The organism is Bradyrhizobium sp. SZCCHNR1053, from assembly GCF_032381235.1.
Classification (GTDB): domain Bacteria; phylum Pseudomonadota; class Alphaproteobacteria; order Rhizobiales; family Xanthobacteraceae; genus Bradyrhizobium.
In genome coordinates this window covers 80195-98293 of sequence record NZ_JAUHJM010000010.1, presented here as the reverse complement: position 1 = coordinate 98293, position 18099 = coordinate 80195, and the positions used below count along the sequence as shown (strand labels likewise).

18 protein-coding genes are annotated in these 18099 nt (G+C 66.9%); 10 read left to right on the top strand and 8 right to left on the bottom strand.

Features of this window, described 5'->3' with window-relative positions; translation table 11 throughout:
• Positions 1-11 precede the first annotated feature (11 nt).
• Both QX051_RS22005 and QX051_RS22000 read left to right on the top strand, forming a co-directional pair.
• On the top strand, positions 12-929 hold the full coding sequence (locus QX051_RS22005; RefSeq protein ID WP_315777563.1) for a hypothetical protein: 918 nt from the start codon (positions 12-14) through the stop codon (positions 927-929).
• Positions 856-1611: a hypothetical protein gene (locus QX051_RS22000; RefSeq protein WP_315777562.1), complete on the top strand. Its 756-nt coding sequence runs from the start codon at positions 856-858 to the stop codon at positions 1609-1611. The genes QX051_RS22005 and QX051_RS22000 overlap by 74 nt, the downstream gene beginning before the upstream one ends.
• Before the next feature lie 188 nt (positions 1612-1799).
• Here the strand turns inward: QX051_RS22000 and QX051_RS21995 are convergent, their stop codons facing one another.
• Entirely contained in the window at positions 1800-3383 is a 1584-nt protein-coding gene (locus tag QX051_RS21995) for an MDR family MFS transporter (protein ID WP_315777561.1), read from the bottom strand.
• A 169-nt stretch (positions 3384-3552) separates the two neighbouring features.
• Positions 3553-4065, bottom strand: a complete 513-nt coding sequence (locus QX051_RS21990) for a YcgN family cysteine cluster protein (RefSeq protein ID WP_315739849.1) — start codon at positions 4063-4065, stop codon at positions 3553-3555.
• A 341-nt stretch (positions 4066-4406) separates the two neighbouring features.
• On the opposite strand from QX051_RS21990, the gene QX051_RS21985 reads away from it, so the two are divergent.
• From QX051_RS21985 to QX051_RS21965, 5 genes are all read left to right on the top strand, one after another.
• Complete coding sequence (locus tag QX051_RS21985) at positions 4407-6689, top strand: PBP1A family penicillin-binding protein (RefSeq protein WP_315756480.1); 2283 nt, start codon at positions 4407-4409, stop codon at positions 6687-6689.
• A 14-nt stretch (positions 6690-6703) separates the two neighbouring features.
• Positions 6704-7285, top strand: coding sequence for a DUF1214 domain-containing protein (locus QX051_RS21980; protein ID WP_315777560.1), 582 nt, complete (start codon positions 6704-6706; stop codon positions 7283-7285).
• Entirely contained in the window at positions 7282-7866 is a 585-nt protein-coding gene (locus QX051_RS21975; protein ID WP_315739852.1) for a DUF1254 domain-containing protein, read from the top strand. Before QX051_RS21980 ends, QX051_RS21975 begins: the two co-directional genes overlap by 4 nt.
• 119 nt (positions 7867-7985) lie before the next feature.
• Positions 7986-8489, top strand: coding sequence for a CYTH domain-containing protein (locus tag QX051_RS21970; RefSeq protein ID WP_315777559.1), 504 nt, complete (start codon positions 7986-7988; stop codon positions 8487-8489).
• Positions 8490-8597: 108 nt separating this feature from the next.
• On the top strand, positions 8598-10088 hold the full coding sequence (locus QX051_RS21965; RefSeq protein ID WP_315777558.1) for an acetyl-CoA hydrolase/transferase family protein: 1491 nt from the start codon (positions 8598-8600) through the stop codon (positions 10086-10088).
• On the opposite strand, the gene QX051_RS21960 is transcribed toward QX051_RS21965, so the two are convergent.
• The gene (locus tag QX051_RS21960; RefSeq protein ID WP_315777557.1) at positions 10075-10923 is read right to left on the bottom strand and encodes an MBL fold metallo-hydrolase; all 849 of its coding nucleotides are present in this window, start codon (positions 10921-10923) and stop codon (positions 10075-10077) included. The two genes, QX051_RS21965 and QX051_RS21960, sit on opposite strands and share 14 nt — an antisense overlap.
• A gap of 97 nt (positions 10924-11020) precedes the next feature.
• Between QX051_RS21960 and QX051_RS21955 the strand changes: the two genes are divergently transcribed.
• Positions 11021-11920 (top strand): LysR family transcriptional regulator, encoded by a 900-nt coding sequence (locus QX051_RS21955; RefSeq protein ID WP_315777556.1) that lies wholly within the window; start codon positions 11021-11023, stop codon positions 11918-11920.
• On the opposite strand, the gene QX051_RS21950 is transcribed toward QX051_RS21955, so the two are convergent.
• On the bottom strand, positions 11917-12678 hold the full coding sequence (locus QX051_RS21950; protein ID WP_315777555.1) for a hypothetical protein: 762 nt from the start codon (positions 12676-12678) through the stop codon (positions 11917-11919). The two genes, QX051_RS21955 and QX051_RS21950, sit on opposite strands and share 4 nt — an antisense overlap.
• Before the next feature lie 19 nt (positions 12679-12697).
• The gene (locus QX051_RS21945; protein WP_315777554.1) at positions 12698-12886 is read right to left on the bottom strand and encodes a hypothetical protein; all 189 of its coding nucleotides are present in this window, start codon (positions 12884-12886) and stop codon (positions 12698-12700) included.
• 398 nt (positions 12887-13284) lie between these two features.
• Between QX051_RS21945 and QX051_RS21940 the strand changes: the two genes are divergently transcribed.
• Positions 13285-14238 (top strand): DUF2336 domain-containing protein, encoded by a 954-nt coding sequence (locus tag QX051_RS21940; protein ID WP_315777553.1) that lies wholly within the window; start codon positions 13285-13287, stop codon positions 14236-14238.
• A gap of 32 nt (positions 14239-14270) precedes the next feature.
• Here QX051_RS21940 and QX051_RS21935 read toward each other — a convergent pair whose 3' ends face one another.
• The 3 genes from QX051_RS21935 to QX051_RS21925 are packed head-to-tail and all read right to left on the bottom strand — an operon-like array spanning position 14271 to position 17114.
• The gene (locus QX051_RS21935; protein ID WP_315739860.1) at positions 14271-14621 is read right to left on the bottom strand and encodes a DUF1491 family protein; all 351 of its coding nucleotides are present in this window, start codon (positions 14619-14621) and stop codon (positions 14271-14273) included.
• Between the two features lie 50 nt (positions 14622-14671).
• Positions 14672-15358 (bottom strand): peptidoglycan-binding domain-containing protein, encoded by a 687-nt coding sequence (locus QX051_RS21930; RefSeq protein WP_315739861.1) that lies wholly within the window; start codon positions 15356-15358, stop codon positions 14672-14674.
• Positions 15351-17114 carry a PAS domain-containing sensor histidine kinase gene (locus QX051_RS21925; protein ID WP_315777552.1) on the bottom strand — a complete coding sequence of 588 codons (1764 nt, stop codon included), beginning with the start codon at positions 17112-17114 and terminating at the stop codon, positions 15351-15353. The genes QX051_RS21930 and QX051_RS21925 overlap by 8 nt, the downstream gene beginning before the upstream one ends.
• A 452-nt stretch (positions 17115-17566) precedes the next feature.
• Here QX051_RS21925 and QX051_RS21920 point away from each other — a divergent pair, with 452 nt between their 5' ends.
• Positions 17567-18028 (top strand): DUF5330 domain-containing protein, encoded by a 462-nt coding sequence (locus QX051_RS21920; RefSeq protein WP_315777551.1) that lies wholly within the window; start codon positions 17567-17569, stop codon positions 18026-18028.
• Positions 18029-18099: the final 71 nt, after the last annotated feature.

Genomic DNA, 18099 nt, shown 5'->3' with positions numbered 1-18099 from the left:
GCGCTGACATCATGATGTACGACCTTGCGACATTTCCGTTCTGGATCATCCTCGCCGTCGGCATCGGCGGCTTTGTCGGCTGGCGCACCTGGTCGGACGAGCCGCGGCCGGACTGGCTGAGAAGCTGGCTGCTGCCGGCGACGCTCGCCCTCGTCATCGGGATCGTGATGGCGCTGCTGAGCGTGCTGCCCGGACGTGCCGGCCTGTGGCTCGAGGTCGGCCTGCTGATGGTCGGCGCCTATGTGCTCGGCTGCCTGATCGGCGGACAGCTCAAGGACTATGTCGGGCTGGGTGACACCAGTGCGATGTCGCCGGGCGGTCCTGGACACAGCGTCGCGTTCGCCGGCGCAACGGCGGCGGCAAGTCCTTGGGCGGACAGCCCATCCCCGGCTGCGCAAGCCGCAGCCAGCGTCGAGGCCGATCGCCTCGCCACTGAAGCCGCCGCGAAAGCTGAAGCCGAACGTGTTGCGGCCGAAGCCGCTGCAAGGGCGGAGGCCGAGCGTCTAGCCGCCGAAACGGCCGCAAAGACCGAGGCTGAGCGGCTCGCCGCGGAAGCCACGGCAAGGGCCGAAGCTGATCGTCTGGCGGCTGAAGCCGCAGCGAAGGCCGAAGCCGAACGTCTCGCTGCCGAGGCGGCGGCGAACGCCGAGTCCGAGCGCCTTGCTGCGGAGGCCGCCGCGAAAGCCGAAGCGGACCGCCTCGCTGCGGAAGCAGCCGCGAAAGCAGAGGCCGATCGTGTTGCGGCAGAAGCGGCCGAAAAGGCCGAGGCCGATCGCCTCGCCGCCGAAGCGGCCGCAAGGGCGGAAGCCGATGACCTCGCCGCAGACGCCGAAGCGGAACGGCTTGCAGCCGAGGTTGCCGCATCATCGGCGCCGGAGATCCCAGCCACAGCCGCCGGCCCTGCCCGCACCCAACGGTGCCGCCGATGATCTCAAGCTGATCAAGGGCATCGGACCCAAGAACGAGCGCGTCCTCAACGACATCGGCATCCACCATTTCAGCCAGATCGCGGCGTGGTCGCCTGACCATGCGAGCTGGGTCGGCCATCACATGGCCTTCCCTGGCCGCATCGAGCGCGAGCATTGGATCGCGCAGGCCAAGCTGCTCGCCGCGGGCCTCGACACCGCGCATTCGACTGCGGTGAAGTCCGGCGCGATCATGATCGATGATCAGGCCGACGCGCCGCTGAGCGAGGACGAGGCCAGCTACCTCCTGGCCCACCTGCCGGCGCTGATGCCGCCCGTCGAGAACGAGGACGCCCATGGCGGCAGCCGGCCGCTCGGGCTGGCGGCGCCGCGCGGCGGGCAAGCCGACGATCTCAAGCTCATCAAGGGCATCGGCAAGCAGAACGAGGCCCGGCTGCACGGCCTCGGCATCTGGCATTTCGAGCAGATCGCAGCCTGGACCGCCGAGCACGCCAAATGGGTCGGCTCGTATCTGGCGTTCGCAGGACGGATCGAGCGCGAGCGATGGATCAGCCAAGCCAGGGAGCTGGCGAACGGCCGATCGACCGAATTTGCGAAACGCGTCGAGGCTGGTCTGGTGAAGTCATCGCTCGACGACGGCTCGCGCGGGCAGGACAACATCGAGATCCTTCAGCCGCGCGAGTAGCGGCCCCAACTGACGAACCGTAGGGTGGGCAAAGACGCTGCTGTGCTCTCTCCTCGCGTCCCATCGCGGTGGCGCCGTGCCCACCATCTCGCCGCGGGCTGTGCTTGACGACGGTGGGCACGGTGCGCGACAGGGTGCCTTGGAACAACGGCTGTGCCGGGCGCCTTTGCCCACCCTACCTGTCTTTCCTATTCCGCCATCTCCACCGGCTCGGTGCGCGACGGGCCGGCCAGCGGCCGCTCCTCCATCAGCATCATGCAGACCGAGGCGCAGGCCAGCATCGCGGTGGCCGCGGCATAGACGAAGCGGAAGGCATGGATCATGTCGGCTTCCGCGATGCCGCTGACCGCGCCATGGGCGCCCTCCGCCAGCGAAATGTCGGCGCCCAGCGCCATCAGCAGGATGGCGCTGAAGGCCGCAACCGTGAACGAGGACATCATCGAGCGGAAGAAGTTCATCGCGCCGGTGATGGTGCCGATCTGGGAGCGGTCCACCGCGTTCTGCAACGACACCACTGAGATCGGGAACGCTGTTCCGAGCCCGATGCCGTAGATCGACAGCAGCGCCATCAGCACCCAGAGCGAGGGCGTCGTCACCGTCATGACCGCGGCGGCGATGGTGCCGATGATCGTGCCCACGATGGCAACGCGCTTGTAATGCCTGACCCGGGCCATGGTGCGGCCAGCGATCGCGGCGCCGAAGGTCGAGATCGCCGCGATCGGAATCAGGCCGAGGCCGGCCTCGCTCGGCGTCAAATGATAGACCAGCTCGTAATAGAGCGGCAGATGGACCGTGAGCCCGATCAGCGCGCCGAGTGCGCAGCCGCTTGCCAGCATGCCGTAGGGCACCACCGTGCCGCCCATCAGCGACAGCGGCAGGAACGGCTCATCGGCCCGTTTGGCGTGCCAGACGAAGGCCAAGCCCAGCGCCACCGCGCTGCCGATCATCGCCAGCAAGGTCGGCGACAGCCAGGCCAGCTTGTGGCCACCCCAGGTCAGCACCAGCATGAACACGACGGCCGAGGCCATCAGCAGCAGGCCGCCGGCCCAGTCGACCTTGCGCAGCCGGTGATAGACCGGCAGCCGGCCCATCTTGGGCAGCAGCAAGGCGAGAGCGGCGATCGCGAGCGGGACGTTGATCCAGAAGATCATCGACCAGTGCAGATGGTCGGCGAAGAAGCCGCCGATCACCGGCCCGAGCAGGCCGGCCAACAGCCAGACGCCGCTGAAATAGGCCTGGTACTGGCCGCGCTCGCGCGGGCTGACGACGTCGGAGATCACGGTCTGCACCACCGGCATGATGCCGCCACCGCCCAGCCCCTGCAGGCCGCGGGCGAGGATCAGCACCGGCATGTTCGGCGCCAGCGCGCAGACCACCGAGCCGACCACGAACAGGCTGAGCGCGGTGATGATCATCGAGCGCCGGCCATAGATGTCGCAGAGCGTTCCGAACACCGGCGCCACCGCGGTCGACGCCAGCAGGTAGGCAGTGATCACCCAGGAGAGATTGGTGACGTCCTGGAACTCGCGGCCGATGGTCGGCAGCGCGGTCGCCACGATGGTCTGGTCGAGCGCGGCCAGGAACATCGTCAGCAGCAGGCTCATCAGGATGGTCCGCACCTCGCCCTGGGTCAGCGGCACGGGCGGCGCGAGCGGCGGCGCATCCTCGATCGCCTGCACCTGCGGCGGAATGGCCGGCAGCTCGGCGGCGATCTCTTCGGGCAGGGATGGGGACGCGGCAGGACAATGGCTCTGCCGATCGAACTTGTTCATGGGATGAATGCTATGCCGGGCGCGACCAACGCCGCGCGGATTCGCTGACTGGCGAACTACTTAAGGCATAAATTTCCCCCGCGGCAGCCGGCCGGACGCATGGGTGCATCCCGACAGCACGAGAACGGTCGCATCATCGTGATTTGCTGCGAACGCGAGGTGATCGAGCCTATTTCGGCCGTCGCTTCAGCTTGGCCCGCTTCGGCAGCAGCACCGGCCATTGCACGATGTGGTCCTCGAGCTGGTCGTCCGGAACGTCGTCCTCGGTCCCTTCGACCCGGCCGCGCACCGAGACGCCGGCTTCATGCACCGTCTGAGGATCGCCCGAGATCAAGGGATGCCACCAGTAGAGATCGCGCCCCTCAGCCACGAGGCGGTAGCCGCAGCTCGGCGGCAGCCACGTCAGGGTGCGGACGTTCTCAGGCGTCAGGCGAACGCAATCCGACACTTGCTCGGAACGATTCGGGTAGTCCTTGCAGGCACATAGCCCGGCATCCAAGAGCTTGCACGAGATGTGGGTGAAGTAGATGTCGCCGGTATCCTCGTCTTCCAGCTTCTCCAGGCAGCATCGCCCGCAGCCATCGCACAGGCTTTCCCATTCTGCCTCGGACATCTCTTCCAAGATCTTGGTTTTCCAGAACATTCCCTCCTGGCCCGAGGGACGTTTGAGCGGTGCGGTCATCGGGCGATTCTCAAGGAGGGCATGGCGTGGCCGCCATCTAGGTGCCCGGCCCCGAGCCGCGCAAGGGGCTTTGCCGATTACGGCGGCACGTTAGCTTTGTGCATCAAATTGTGAGCGGAACCATTGGTTTGTGACCTCCGCTCGGCTAGATAGATGGTTGAGTCACTCCGGCGCGGCGCCGGCAACGCGGCTTGGGGTCAGGTGCTCGGGTTCGGGCGGCTGACTGTGCAGTGCCATGGGTTTGCCGCAACAATCGCGCAAGACCCTTCGATGGCCCCCAGCCCCACTTGCTGAGTGCTTTCGAAGCCAGCTGACACGCTTTCGAAACGACCAGGGTTCCCGTGCGGCAGATCATTCCAGACGATTGGAAGAAGCGGATCAACAATTTCCGCCTGGATCTCGACGCCCGCTTCGATTCGGCGCTGTTCTCCTCCCTGCGCGGCACCCGCGAGCTGTATGAACGCTATTCGGCGTTCATGGACCGCTTCTATGTCGGCGGCTGGAAGCGCTGGGTGTTCGTCGAGCCGTTCTCAGAGGCTGCCACCATCGGGCTGGGCGGCCTGGTGCTGATGCTGGCGCTCGCGATCCCCGCCTTCCGGGAAACAGCCGACGAGGACTGGCTGAAGAAGTCCGACCTCGCCGTCACCTTCCTCGACCGCTACGGCAACCCGATCGGCAGCCGCGGCATCAAGCACAACGACTCGATCCCGCTGGAGGACTTTCCGGACAATCTGATCAAGGCGACGCTCGCCACCGAGGACCGCCGCTTCTACGATCATTTCGGCATCGACATCGCCGGCACGGCGCGCGCCCTCGTCACCAACGCCCAGGCCGGCGGCGTCCGCCAGGGCGGCTCCTCGATCAGCCAGCAGCTCGCCAAGAACCTGTTCCTGTCCAACGAGCGCACCATCGAGCGCAAGGTCAACGAGGCGTTCCTGGCGATCTGGCTGGAAACCCGGCTGACCAAGAACGAGATCCTCAAGCTCTATCTCGACCGCGCCTATATGGGCGGCGGCACCTTCGGCGTCGACGGCGCGGCACACTTCTATTTCAACAAGTCGGTGCGCGACATCAACCTCGCCGAAGCCGCGATGCTGGCCGGCCTGTTCAAGGCGCCGACCAAGTTCGCCCCCCACATCAACCTGCCCGCCGCCCGCGCCCGCGCCAACGTCGTGCTCGACAATCTGGTCGACGCCGGGTTCATGACCGAAGGCCAGGTGTTCGGCGCCCGCCGCAACCCGGCCTTCGCGGTCGACCGCCGCGATGAAAGCTCGCCGAACTACTTCCTCGACTACGCCTTCGACGAGATGCGCAAGCTGGTCGACACGTTCCCGAAATCCTACACCGAGCGCGTCTTCGTGGTGCGGACCTCGATCGACATGACCGTGCAGCATGCGGCCGACGAGGCGATCGAGAACCAGTTGCGCCAGTTCGGCCGCGACTATCATGCGACCCAGGCGGCGACTGTCGTCTCCGACCTCGACGGCGGCATCCGCGCCATGGTCGGCGGCCGCGACTATGGCGCCAGCCAGTTCAACCGCGCCGTGGACGCCTACCGGCAGCCGGGATCGTCGTTCAAGCCGTATGTCTACACCACCGCGCTGCTGAACGGCTTCAAGCCGACGTCGATTGTGGTCGACGGTCCGGTCTGCATCGGCAATTGGTGCCCGCAGAATTATGGCCATTCCTATTCCGGCTCGGTGACGCTGACGCAGGCGATCACGCGCTCGATCAACGTCGTGCCTGTGAAGCTGTCGATCGCGCTTGGCGGCAGGGAGGGACCAAAGGCCGGCCGCGCCAAGATCATCGAGGTCGCCCGGCGCTTCGGCCTCAAGGCACCGCTGCCCGACACGCCGTCGATGCCGATCGGCTCCGACGAGGTCACGGTGCTCGAGCACGCGGTCGCCTATGCGACCTTCCCGAACAAGGGCAAGGCGGTGACGCCGCATTCCGTGCTCGAGGTCCGCACCGGCGGCGGCGACCTGGTCTGGCGCTGGGACCGCGACGGCCCGAAGCCGAAGCAGGCGATCCCGGCCTCGGTTGCTGCCGACATGGCGGGCATGATGAGCCACGTCGTCAGCGAAGGCACCGCACGCCGCGCCGCACTCGACGGCATTCCGACCGCCGGCAAGACCGGCACCACCAATGCCTATCGGGACGCCTGGTTCGTCGGCTACACCGGCAACTTCACCTGCGCGGTCTGGTACGGCAATGACGACTATTCGCCGACCAACCGTATGACCGGCGGCTCGCTGCCGGCACAGACGTGGCACGACATCATGGTCGCCGCGCATCAGGGCATCGAGGTCAAGGAGCTGCCCGGAGTCGGCATGGGCGAGAAGCTGCCACCGCAGCCCGCGTCCGCCGCGATGGCGCAGGCCGGCCAGCCGAAAACGCTGGAGATCAAGCCCGGCCCACCGCCGGTCCTGACCCGTCGCGGCGCCGACGTCCTGGTCCAGGTCGAGAAGATGCTCGACGACGCCGCGCGCGTGGCCGAGAAGGCGGCGCCCGTCGATCCGCGCAAACCCGCCAAGCCGGTGTCGTCGAGCGCGCTGGCCTTTCCTGAAAACTACGTCGCGGCAACGGCCGACGGCGTGACCACTCCTGCCCTGCGCAAGAACTGACGTCAGCGATCCCCGTGCGGCTGCTCTTCATCACCCTGCTTACGCTCCTGATCGCCACCGGCGTCGGCATCGGCGCGACCTGGATGACGACGACCCGCGGCACCGAATTCGGCACCTTGACGATCGGCGCGTGGACGGCGCGTCCGAAGACGGGCACGGCCGACGTCGACCCCTATGCCCGCGCGACCATCACCCGCAACGGCGAGCTGCCGATCGGCACCGGCGACGGCGTGGCCTTCACCGCCACCAGAGACGACAAGAAGAAGCCGCTCGACGGTCGCTGCGACATCCTCGTCAGCGGCGTCACGCCCCCCGCCCGCTTCTGGACGCTCACGCTCTACGACCGCAAGGGCCACCTCGTCGCCAACACGCTGCAGCGCTACGGCTTCACCAGCCAGGAGCTGGTGCGAGGTGCCGATGGCTCCTTCGAGATTCGCGTCGCCGCGCGCTCGCGCTCCGGCAACTGGCTGCCGACCGGCGGCATCGAGCGCTACGCGCTGATGCTGCGGCTCTACGACACGCCGGTCGGTGTCGCAACCCGCACGCAGCGCGACGCGCCGATGCCGTCGATCACGACAGTGGGCTGCCCATCATGATCCGGCTGCTGTTCACGGTCGTCGTCGGCGTGCTGCTCGGCGGCGTGGTCCATCTCGTCAGCGTGCTGGCGTTGCCTCGGATCTCGACCCAGGACGCCTATTCCCGGCTGACGCCGATGACCAAGCTGAACGCCGTGACGCCCTTGCCGCTCGCCGATCCCGGCAATTCGCCGATGCCGTTCATGGACCCGGCTTTCGCCATGGCGATCTGCCGCTACGATCTGTCCGACGGACCACTGAAGCTCACGGTTCCGGTGAGCCAGGCCTATACGTCGGTGTCGTTCTATACGCGCAACGAGATCGCCTACTACGCCATCAACGATCGCTCCGCCGGCAAGCGCGTGATCGAGCTCAACCTGATGACCGAGGCGCAGCATGAAGACCTGCCCGAGGACGAGGAGATCACGGCCGCCGACCGGCTGATCATCGATTCGCCGACGACGACCGGGTTGATCGTGCTGAAGGCCCTTGCCGCCGAGCCGGGTCTCATGCCGCAGGCGCAGGCCTCCCTTGCAGCGGCAAGCTGCGGCGTACAGACCGAGGCACCGGCCAAGGCCGAGAAGCCGCGCGGCAAACGATAAGTCAATACGACGTCCTGGATGAATTCGACAACACTCTCTTCATCCTTGGTGGCATAGTCGTTGTCGCGCGCCGCTGCTATGATGGATCAGGACGGCGGCGCTTCGCTCAACATCAGGTCATGGCTCTCGAAATCGAACGGAAGTTTCTCGTCAAGTCCGATGCTTGGCGGGATCAGGCGACGCACAGTGAACGCCTGCGCGACGGGCTCGTCGCACGTCAGGACGGCCTCAAGGTTCGCGTTCGCTGCTATGGCAACCGGACGACGCTGTGCGTGAAGAGCGGCCGCCGCGGCCTGACCCGAGATGAATTCGAATACGACATCCCCGCGGACCACGCCGCGGTACTGTTCGCGCATTGCAATGGGCGCATCCTCGAAAAGACGCGTCACTACGTGCCCGCGGAAAGCGGCGTCTGGGAGGTCGACGTCTACCACGACGCGCTCGAGGGCGTCGTGATCGCCGAGATCGAGCTGCCGACCGAAACGACCGTCGTGACCCTGCCGGACTGGGTCGGAGACGAGGTCACCGGCGACCCGCGCTACAGCAAGGCCAACATGCTGACGGAGCGCTCGCGCGCCGCGAAGGTCCGGGAGCTGCGACGCGCGCGCCTTGCAGGGCTGTGATGCACGCACGGGCCGTTGCGGCTTGACCCCTGTCAAATCACCCGTCGAGGGCCCACCTTAAACAGCGCGGACTTGGCGGTCTGGACGATCGCGCATGGAGTTTGCACGATGAGTTCATCGCAGGTGATGTCACAGGCGCTGCGCGCCAAGATCATGTCGGCGGACGAGGCTGCCGCGCTGGTCGAGCCCGGCAACCATGTCGGCATGAGCGGCTTCACCGGGTCGGGCTACCCGAAAGCGGTGCCGCTCGCGCTGGCGCGCCGGATCGAAGCCGCACATGCGCGCGGCGAACCGTTCCGCATCGGCGTGTGGACCGGGGCAAGCACCGCGCCCGAGCTCGACGGCGCGCTCGCCCGGGCTGATGGCATCGACCTGCGCCTGCCCTATCAGTCCGATCCGGCAACACGACAGCGCATCAACGCCGGCAGCATCGACTATATCGATCTGCATCTCAGCCATGTCGCACAGTTCGTGTGGTTTGGCTTTCTCGGCCATCTCGACGTCGCCGTGATCGAATGCGCCGGCATCCTGCCCGACGGGCGGCTGATCCCATCGACCTCGATCGGCAACAACAAGACCTGGCTCGATCTGGCGGACCGCGTCATCATCGAAGTCAATTCGTGGATGAACCCGGCGCTGCTCGGCATGCACGACATCTATTACGGCACGCGCCTTCCGCCACATCGCAAACCGATCCCGATCGTGGCGCCCGGCGACCGCATCGGCGAGACCACCTATCGCTGCAATCCGGACAAGGTCATCGCGGTCGTCGAGACCCATGCGGCGGACCGCAACACGAGCTTCGCCGCGCCCGACGATGTCTCCGGCGCGATCGCCGGGCACATCCTGGAGTTCTTCGCACACGAGGTGAAGCAGGGCCGCCTCCCGCGCAATCTGCTGCCGCTGCAATCCGGCGTCGGCAATGTCGCGAACGCCGTCATGGCCGGGCTCGACGACGGGCCGTTCCCGCATCTCACCGCCTACACCGAGGTGCTGCAGGACGGCATGCTGAATTTGATCCGCTCGGGCCGGATGGATCTCGCTTCCGCGACCGCATTGTCGCTGAGCTCGGAAGCTGCGATCGAATTCAACCGCGAGATCGAGTTCCTGCGCGACCGCATCGTGCTGCGGCCACAGGAGATCTCCAACCACCCGGAGGTGATCCGCCGGCTCGGCGTCATCGCCATGAACGGCATGATCGAGGCCGACATCTACGGCAACGTCAATTCGACCCATGTCCGCGGCAGCAGCATCATGAACGGCATCGGCGGCTCCGGGGACTTCGCCCGCAACGCCTATCTGTCGATCTTCATGACGCCCTCGACGGCAAAGAATGGGACGATCTCCTGCATCGTGCCGATGGTCACCCATGTCGACCACACCGAGCACGACGTACAGGTTCTCGTGACCGAGCGCGGCCTCGCCGATCTGCGCGGCCTGTCGCCGAAACAGCGGGCCCGCGCCATCATCGACCAGGCGGCGCATCCCAAATTCCGGCCGGCGCTGGCGGACTATTTCGAACGCGCCTGCCGTGATTCGACCGGCAAGCACACGCCGCATCTGCTCGAGGAGGCGTTCCGCCTGCTCAGGCCGGAATGAGCGCTGCGGCCCGATCACCGCAGCGGCACGTCTCGTAGGCAACGGGATCGTGGCTGTTCACGATCGTGACCCGGTCGCCATGGTCGCATTTCAGGCGCCGCAGCCGCTCCTGGTTGGCGATCCGCACCGTGCGATCCTGATCGCCCTTGCGCTGGAATAGCCCGAGCAGCAGCGGCATGCGTGGCCGCGGATCGAGCTGGCCGTGGAAGAAATAGGCATCGCCAGCGTGCAGCAGCCATTTGTCGCCGCGACGCACGGCGACGCCGCAATGCCCGCGCGTATGGCCCGGCAGAGGAATGATCAGAATGTCGCCGCTGCGATCGACGGCAGCGCGGACACCGCGAAAGCCGAACCAGTCCTCGCCGTCATCGCCGTAGAACTGCCAGTCGGGACGATGCCGCCATTGGCCGGCGACGTAGCGGCCGCGCGGCGGCGCCGGAGCCCCCTCGACGGCCATCGCATGCTCCGCGCGATGAACGTGCACCTTGGCCTTCGGGAAATCGCCGATGCCACCGGCGTGGTCACGGTCGAGATGAGTGAGCAGGATGTGCCTGACGTCATCGGGCGAGAAGCCCAATGCCCGCACCTGTTGCAGCGCCGTCTCCGACGCATCGAGAAGCGGCGCGGCCTGCCTCACCCAGCGTGCCCCCAATCGTGCGGGCGCGGCGATGTCGCCAGTGCCGATGCCGGTGTCGACGAGGACCAGGCCGTCATCGCTTTCGATCAGCAGGCAGTGGCAGACGAGGCGGGCGCGCGCGAACAGGCCGCCGCTGCCGCTCACCAGCCGACCGCCGCGTGGACACATCGTGCCGGTGTTGAGGTGGTGGACGCGCATCGATCTTCTCCTTCATTGCCGACATCGGGCGCATCCTTGCGTGCCGGCCTGAGATAAGTAAAATATTGATCAGTGATACATGTCATAGGCTACTCCTATGGATATCCGCGAGCTCCGCTACTTCTCTGCCGTGTTCGAGGAACGCAGCCTGACCAGGGCCGCGGCGCGCTGCTTCGTCTCGCAGCCATCGATTTCGCTGGCGATCGCCAATCTCGAGGCCGAGCTCGGCACCGAACTGTTCCTGCGCCACCGCAAGGGTGTCGTGCCGCTGGAGGCGGCCGAACGCCTGCAGCCGATCGCCCGCCGGATCGTCGGCGAGGCCGATGCCGCCCGCAACCTGTTCCGGCACGGCGCGCCGAAGCAGGCGCTCAAGCTCGGGCTCATGCGCACCCTTGACGGACGCCGCGTGACCGCGCTGCTCAAGCCGCTCACGGCGCGCGAGGATCTCAGGCTTCACATCGTCGGTCCGACCGAGCGGGCCGACGGACGCATCGTCTCAAAAAGCCTGGCCGGCGACGGCGAGCATTTCCTGCCGCTGTGGAGTGAGCGCTATGTCGCGGCGCTCCCGCTCGCGCATCCGCTCACGCTAAAGCCGCGCTTGCGCGCGGCCGACCTCGCCGACGTGGCGATGATCGACCGCTGCCATTGCGAGCACAGCGCGCTGGCGCGACGCAGCGGCGGACCGCGCGAGATCGCCGCCATTGCTGAAACCGAGGATTGGGCCCTGGCGCTGGTCGCCGCCGGCGTCGGCGTCGCGATCGTTCCCGAAGGCGTCGTGCACGGCCGAAGCGACGTTGCGGTCCGCGAGATCGAGATGACGTTGAAGCGCCAGGTCGGCCTCGCCTACTCCGCCTCGCGCGCCCCATCCGAGGCGCTGAAGATCCTGATCGCAACGCTGCGCGCGGCAGCGCCGCAGAAGCTCCGTGCGACAGCAGGGCGGCAAAAGGGAGCACCGGCCAAGCGAGGCCGGCGCCGGAGCAAGGTCGTGCCGGGCTAGCCCCGCGTCGTCAGCGGCCGTTCGATCAGGGGCCGCGCCGCGACCGGCGGATTGGCGGTCTGAGCCGCCAGTTCATGGATCAGGCGATCGGCGTCGGCGGCCAATCCGTCGGGAGCCTGGAGCACCAGGCGCTCCAAGGCCCAGCGGTAGGACGAGACGCGCTGCTCCAGGCTGATCTGCACCCATTGCACGATCAGCGAGTTCTCCTGCATGCGCGCGACCGCATCGGCCTTCTCGCGCGGCGAGAGCTCGGTCATGTATCTCATGCTGGCATCGCGCTTGCGGTCGAGATCGATGACGCGGATGGCCGATGCGAAGAACGGCTCGAAGCGGGTGATGTCGTCGCGCACGTCGTCGATCAACTGGGCGTAGCGCGAGGCGTGCGAGCGGTGCGGCTCGTCGATCAGGGCGCGGCCATAGGCGGTGCGGTCGAACACGACCTTCTGGCGCCAGGGCGAGGCCGACGGCTGATAGTCGCCGAACACGCTCTTCCAGGCAGGGCGCGAATGCGGCGGCTCGATCAGCGGATAAGCGAGATCGCGCAGCTGGCGCTCGTTGTCGGTCAGTTGGAATTGCGATGGGTTGACGCCGACGCTGGCGGTGGCTTCCGCCCCGATCCATTTGTGCATGTCGTCATTGCGCATGTCGGCGCGGGTGCGACCGAAATCGCCGCCGCTGCAGGCGCCGAGCAGTCCGCCGACGAGAACGAGTGCGAGGACCGGCAGCGCGCGCCGGGCCGGATTCACGATGGCCGGCATTCCCGTTTCCCCCGACCTGTCAGCGGCGACGGCGGCGGCGGCTTGGCGCTGTGCCCTCGCGGGGCCCGCGGTCGTCGGTCGGGGTCTCGCGCTCGATCCGAACGACGGGAAGAATCAGGATCGTTCCCATGCCCTCCTGCGGCGCGCCGGTCACGGCAGGCCGCGCGCGACGCGCAACGCCCGCCGGGAATTCAATGATGGTCGCCATGTTGACTCTCTTTCGTGCCCGAAGTTCTGACCCCCTGAAAACTCCCCGTCGCCCGAACTTCGCAGGCAAGAGGGCACGCAGAACTGACGATCACGAATGCCGGCGCATGAAGCTGCACTTTGGCATTCGGCGCGGCGAAGATCAGGCTGGCCGCGTGACGCGGCCAAGGCGAGATCATCGAACGGATCGATTAAGATCAGGACGTGGTTAAGAGGATATTAATGCGCGGGCCGCCCGACACGGATCGCGTGTACCGGCGGGAGAGAAGGCAAGCCAGCGTTGCGCCTTTGTCTCACCGGGTCATTTCGGCCCATCTTCACCGATTGTTTTCCTTAACGCCGCATTAAAACAACTCCGCTCTAATCGGCGCAACGATTGCCGAAGTTGCGTACCCCGACATGACAAGATCATCGCTGTTCCCCGGCTTCGACGGGTTGCTCACGCTCTCGCGCCGCGAGGGCGTGGACATCAAGCCCACTCTGCTGCGCGTCCTGACCGACCTCTATGTCCAGGCGAGCGCGCATTCCGCCGACGAGGAGCGGCAGTTCGTCGAATTGGCCTCCCGTCTGGTCGACGACGTCGATGATGCGACCCGTGCGGCGGTGCGAGCGCGGCTGGCGATCTATCCGGCGACGCCGATCGAGATTTTGAACAAGCTGGGCTTGCGCCCGGCGCAGAGCGAGCCGACGCCGCCGCTCGCCGGCCCCATTCCCGCATCGCTTCGCGCGTCGTCTCCGATCCCGCCGCGCGACGACGCGGCGTCCGGACTGTCGATGCAGCCGAAGGATGCCGCCGAGCTCAGCGAGATGTTCATGCGCGCCGCCTCGCACGAACGCATCGCCATCCTGCAGAACCTCGCCACCACGCCGCTGAGACCCGCCGCGCCGACGCCGTTGCACCGCGCGGTGCATGCGATCGAGGCGCTGGAGATGGCCGCCTTCAACGCCGACGTCGAGACGTTCACGATCGAGCTCGGCGAGAGCCTGATCCTGCCCTCACGCATGACCCACGAGGTCGTCAACGACCCGAACGGCGAGCCGCTGGCCTGCGCCGCAAAGGCGCTCGGCATGCCGGCGCCGGTGTTCGAGCGCGTGCTGCTGTTCCTCAAGCCGGAGATGGGCCAGTCCGTCCAGACCGTGTTTCGGCTGTCACGTTTCTACGAGCGCCTCAGCGAGCGCGCGGCGCTGATCATGCTGGCGGCCTGGCGCGGCTCCGGGATGGCCGCGATCAGGGCCAAGCATCGCACGGCGCTCTATGACGACGAACGTCAGCACGTCCGTGGCAGCACGGCGCGGGCCGGCACCGCGACGAGGCCGATCGTGCGCACGGGGACCGACGGCTTCAAGCGATGACGCGCGATCGCTGCCCCGAATCTTGGCGATGATCAGGGACGCTCGCGCACGAGATCGAGAAAATGACGGCCCTGCCTGTCCTCGGTCTCGATGATCCAGGCGTCGGGATCGAAGCGCAGCTCCTTGACCAGGCGTTCCTCGATCTGCGCTTCCTCGATCGGCTGCGGCGATATCGGTACGAAGAAGCGGTCGATCGGCCGGCTGTCGTCATAGACGGTCTGCGGCGCGGGAACATAGAGCTGGGCCGTGCCGTCCATCAGCGCGACCTTGACGAACACCGCGCCGGCTTCCTCGGCGCCACGGTGGCGGATCGCGCTGAACGCGCCGGCCGACTGGCAACGCCGCAGATAGGCGCTCACCCAGATGCTGCTCTTCAATCGCATGATGGTTCGATGCAGGTGCAAGCGCGCTGCAAGTCGCAGCCGCCCCTGCTCTATTCGATCGGATGACCGATGACAATCGCAAGCTCGCGCACCAGGCGGTCCGACACCTGGCCCGTCACCGGCAGCTTGCGCTCGCGCTCGAACTTCTGGATCGCGGCCTGGGTGTCGGAGCCGACCATCCCCGTCGGCTTCAACTGGCCATAGCCGTATTCGGTCAGCGCACGCTGGACCGCGGCGACACGGCGGACATTGCCGCCCTGCTGCGTCGGCTGCGGACGCGGCACGTTGCCCTGACCGCCGCTGACCGAGCGGACGAGATCCGCCAGAGGATCGGCATATTTCTGATCCGGACGCGCCTCGGTGGCGCGCTGCTCAACCGCCCTCTGCTCTGCAGCCCTGGTTTCAGCGGGCCGCGTCTCGATCACCTTCGGATCCAACGGCGAGATGTCCATCGGCCGGGGCCGCGGCAGCGGATTGGAGCTCGTCAGATTGGGCGGAATGGTCACGATGGACCCGAACATCGGCGCTGGATGCGGTCCGGATTGCAGGAACACGGCATTGACGATGATGGCGCTGCCGGCCGCGCAGGCCAGCAGGCCCGCAAACAGATCCTTGGGGCTGTAGAGCATGGCCCGCAGCAGCCAGCCGCGCTCGTCCGCGACGACGGCCGCAGCCGCGGCGGCGCGCTTGCGACGGCGCGGCGGCGCCGGATCATCCTCTGCAGCTCGTCTAGGCACTCTTCTTCACCTGCATGACCTGCCCTGGCAGGGCGGAGCGCGAGGGCGACAGCGGCGTGATGGTGGCGCCCGCGGCCGCCTCGGCCACGAAGTTGATCGGCAGCGCGATCGTGACCGTGGTCCCCTCGTCGATCTTGCTTTCTATCGACATTTCGCCGCCGTGCAAGTTCACGAGGCTCTTGACGATCGACAGACCGAGGCCGGTTCCCTCGTGACGGCGCTGGTAGGTCTTGCCGGCCTGGAAGAACGGATCGCCGATGCGCTTGAGATCATCGGCGGCGATGCCGACGCCGGTGTCGGTGATTCGCAGCAGCAGGCGCGCGCCGTCGACGCCGGCAGAGACCGTGACACGGCCGCCGCGCTCGGTGAACTTGATGGCATTGGAGACGAGGTTGAGCACGATCTGCTTGAAGGCGCGCGGATCACCGGTGACCATCGGCAGGTCCTGCGGCACGTCGGCCGACAGATCGACACCGTTCTCGCGCGCCCGCAGCGCCAGCAGGTTGCAGCAATTGATCAGCGCCGCGCGTGGCGCGAACGGCTCCGGCGTCAGCTCGAAATTGCCGGACTCCATCTTCGACATGTCGAGAATGCCGTTCACGACCGACAGCAGATGCTGGCCGGAATCGTTGATGAGCTGCGCATATTCGCGGCGCCGCGCGGCGTTCAGCACCAGCATTTGCTCCTGCATCAGCATCTCGGAGAAGCCGATGATGGCGTTCAAGGGCGTGCGCAGCTCGTGGCTCATGGTGGCGAGGAATCGCGTCTTCGCGGCGTCGGCGCGCTCCGCGGCGCCGCGCGCCAATTCGAGCGCCTGCTCCTGCAGCTTGCGGTCGGTGACGTCGCGCATGACCGCGACCACCTCCTGCTCCGATCCGCCCGGCGCCACGCCGATGCGGTCGAGGGGGCGGCAACGCATTTCGACCCAGATGAAATCGACCGGATGCTGAAAGCCGCGCCCCTCGCCCGGCGCATCGCGGCGCAGGCGGAACTCGACGCTCGAGGCTTCGCTGCCGCCTGCCGCCTCCGACAGCGCCGTGAGATAGGCCGGCCGGTCGACAACATGGACGCGTTCGAACAGGCCATGGCCGTGCAACTGCGCGACCGGCGCGCCGAGCAGCGTCTCGACCGCGGGCGAGATGAACATGACAGCGCCGTTGCGGCGATGACGGGAGATCACGTCGCTCATGTTGCGCGCGAGCAGCCGATAGCGCTCCTCCTCCATCGACAGCAGCGTCACGCTGGTGCGCGCGAGCGTGTCGGCGGCAAAGGCGAGCACGGCCGCATAGAGCGTCGCGGAGGCGACGCCGAAGGCGAGCAGCACGGTGCGCAAGGCGGGGGTGGTCTCGGGCTTCGGCAGCCAGCCGAAATGACCAATGAGGATGAGCAGCAGCGCGCAGCACAGCGCGAGCACGGCCGAGAACACGACGACGCGGCGCGAGGCCGAGAACGAGGCTTCCAGGGGAACGACGATCAGCCACACCGCGGCAAAGGATTCGATGCCGCCGGTCTCGATCGAGACCGCCATGATCAACGCCGACAACGCCAGCGACGACAGCGCGCAGGCGCTCTCGTAGCGGCCGGTGCGCGACAGATACCAGGACAGCAGGATGGGCGCGATCAGCCACGACAGCGCGCCGACCTCGAGCGCGCTCGGCGCGCCGCGCATCGCGAGATAGGCAGGAAACACGGCGAAGACGGCGAGGCTGCCCAGCAGGCGCGGCGCGATGAAGGCGCGGTGACGCGCGCGCGTCATCGCATCAGTTCGAGCCGATGGATGCAATAACGCATCGAGACAATCGCGGATGATACTCAACACACTCACGGCTCTCGCGCCTCGGCCTGTCGGTCGTTCTCACAAAGAGAACGCGCCGGGACGCCCCCTGTCGTCGGAAGTCACCGTGTCAGACTCGCATTAAGCGAACGCTAAGGGCCAGACTGCGGTGAGCCCGCCATTCGGCCGGGATGGTGAATGCATCGTTTCCGGCCGGGCCTGCGGTTGCGAAAGCTGTGCGATCTACAGCCGGTTGCGCGGCGCATGCGGCCCGCGCCAATGAAAAATTTACTCCGAAGAAAATCCGGCCTCCGGCTTCGCGAAATCTCAACCAATTAAGCCCAATGCAAGCAGTCGCGACATAGAATAATCAGCTGCGATCCCGGTTGCGCGATTTGAGCACGCGAGATCAGCAGCACGGTCGGGGTTGCGTGATGTTCTTTCTGCTTCGGATGGCATTCTGGCTCGGGCTCGTGCTGGTGCTGCTGCCGCGCGAGAAGAGCCAAGACGCCGACAAGCTGCCGCAGATCAATGCGCACGAAGCCGTGCAGGCTGCGACCGCCGCCGTCTCCGACATGAGCCAGTTCTGCAAGCGGCAGCCGCAGGCCTGTGAGGTCGGCGGCCAGGCTGCGACCGTAATCGGCCACCGCGCCCAGGAAGGCGCGCGCAAGATCTACCAGATCATCACCGACAAGGCCGATGCCGCGGAGAAGCCGGCCGGCGCCGACAAGTTCATCGGCCCGGTGAAACCAGCCAGTCTCGACAAGCGCGGCAACGATCACACCGGCTCGATCGACACCCCCGTGGTCGAGGAGGTTCCCCCGGGCGACGCGCCGGCCGACACGCTCTCGGCCGACGATCTCGCCGCCGAATGGCAACTGCCGCCGACGCCCTGAACCGGCGGAACCGACTGTCGCTTTCGCCGTCCCGAACGCCTATATGAAGGCCGATATCGGGACCGAAGAGC

What these genes read in the sequence shown, in the direction of transcription:
- QX051_RS22005 (WP_315777563.1), top strand. Translation starts at nt 12, where the DNA reads ATGATGTACGACCTTGCGACATTTCCGTTCTGGATCATCCTCGCCGTC.
- QX051_RS21995 (WP_315777561.1), bottom strand. Translation starts at nt 3,383, where the DNA reads ATGAACAAGTTCGATCGGCAGAGCCATTGTCCTGCCGCGTCCCCATCC.
- QX051_RS21990 (WP_315739849.1), bottom strand. Translation starts at nt 4,065, where the DNA reads ATGACCGCACCGCTCAAACGTCCCTCGGGCCAGGAGGGAATGTTCTGG.
- QX051_RS21975 (WP_315739852.1), top strand. Translation starts at nt 7,282, where the DNA reads ATGATCCGGCTGCTGTTCACGGTCGTCGTCGGCGTGCTGCTCGGCGGC.
- QX051_RS21970 (WP_315777559.1), top strand. Translation starts at nt 7,986, where the DNA reads ATGGCTCTCGAAATCGAACGGAAGTTTCTCGTCAAGTCCGATGCTTGG.
- QX051_RS21965 (WP_315777558.1), top strand. Translation starts at nt 8,598, where the DNA reads ATGAGTTCATCGCAGGTGATGTCACAGGCGCTGCGCGCCAAGATCATG.
- QX051_RS21960 (WP_315777557.1), bottom strand. Translation starts at nt 10,923, where the DNA reads ATGCGCGTCCACCACCTCAACACCGGCACGATGTGTCCACGCGGCGGT.
- QX051_RS21955 (WP_315777556.1), top strand. Translation starts at nt 11,021, where the DNA reads ATGGATATCCGCGAGCTCCGCTACTTCTCTGCCGTGTTCGAGGAACGC.
- QX051_RS21950 (WP_315777555.1), bottom strand. Translation starts at nt 12,678, where the DNA reads ATGCCGGCCATCGTGAATCCGGCCCGGCGCGCGCTGCCGGTCCTCGCA.
- QX051_RS21945 (WP_315777554.1), bottom strand. Translation starts at nt 12,886, where the DNA reads ATGGCGACCATCATTGAATTCCCGGCGGGCGTTGCGCGTCGCGCGCGG.
- QX051_RS21940 (WP_315777553.1), top strand. Translation starts at nt 13,285, where the DNA reads ATGACAAGATCATCGCTGTTCCCCGGCTTCGACGGGTTGCTCACGCTC.
- QX051_RS21935 (WP_315739860.1), bottom strand. Translation starts at nt 14,621, where the DNA reads ATGCGATTGAAGAGCAGCATCTGGGTGAGCGCCTATCTGCGGCGTTGC.
- QX051_RS21925 (WP_315777552.1), bottom strand. Translation starts at nt 17,114, where the DNA reads ATGACGCGCGCGCGTCACCGCGCCTTCATCGCGCCGCGCCTGCTGGGC.
- QX051_RS21920 (WP_315777551.1), top strand. Translation starts at nt 17,567, where the DNA reads ATGTTCTTTCTGCTTCGGATGGCATTCTGGCTCGGGCTCGTGCTGGTG.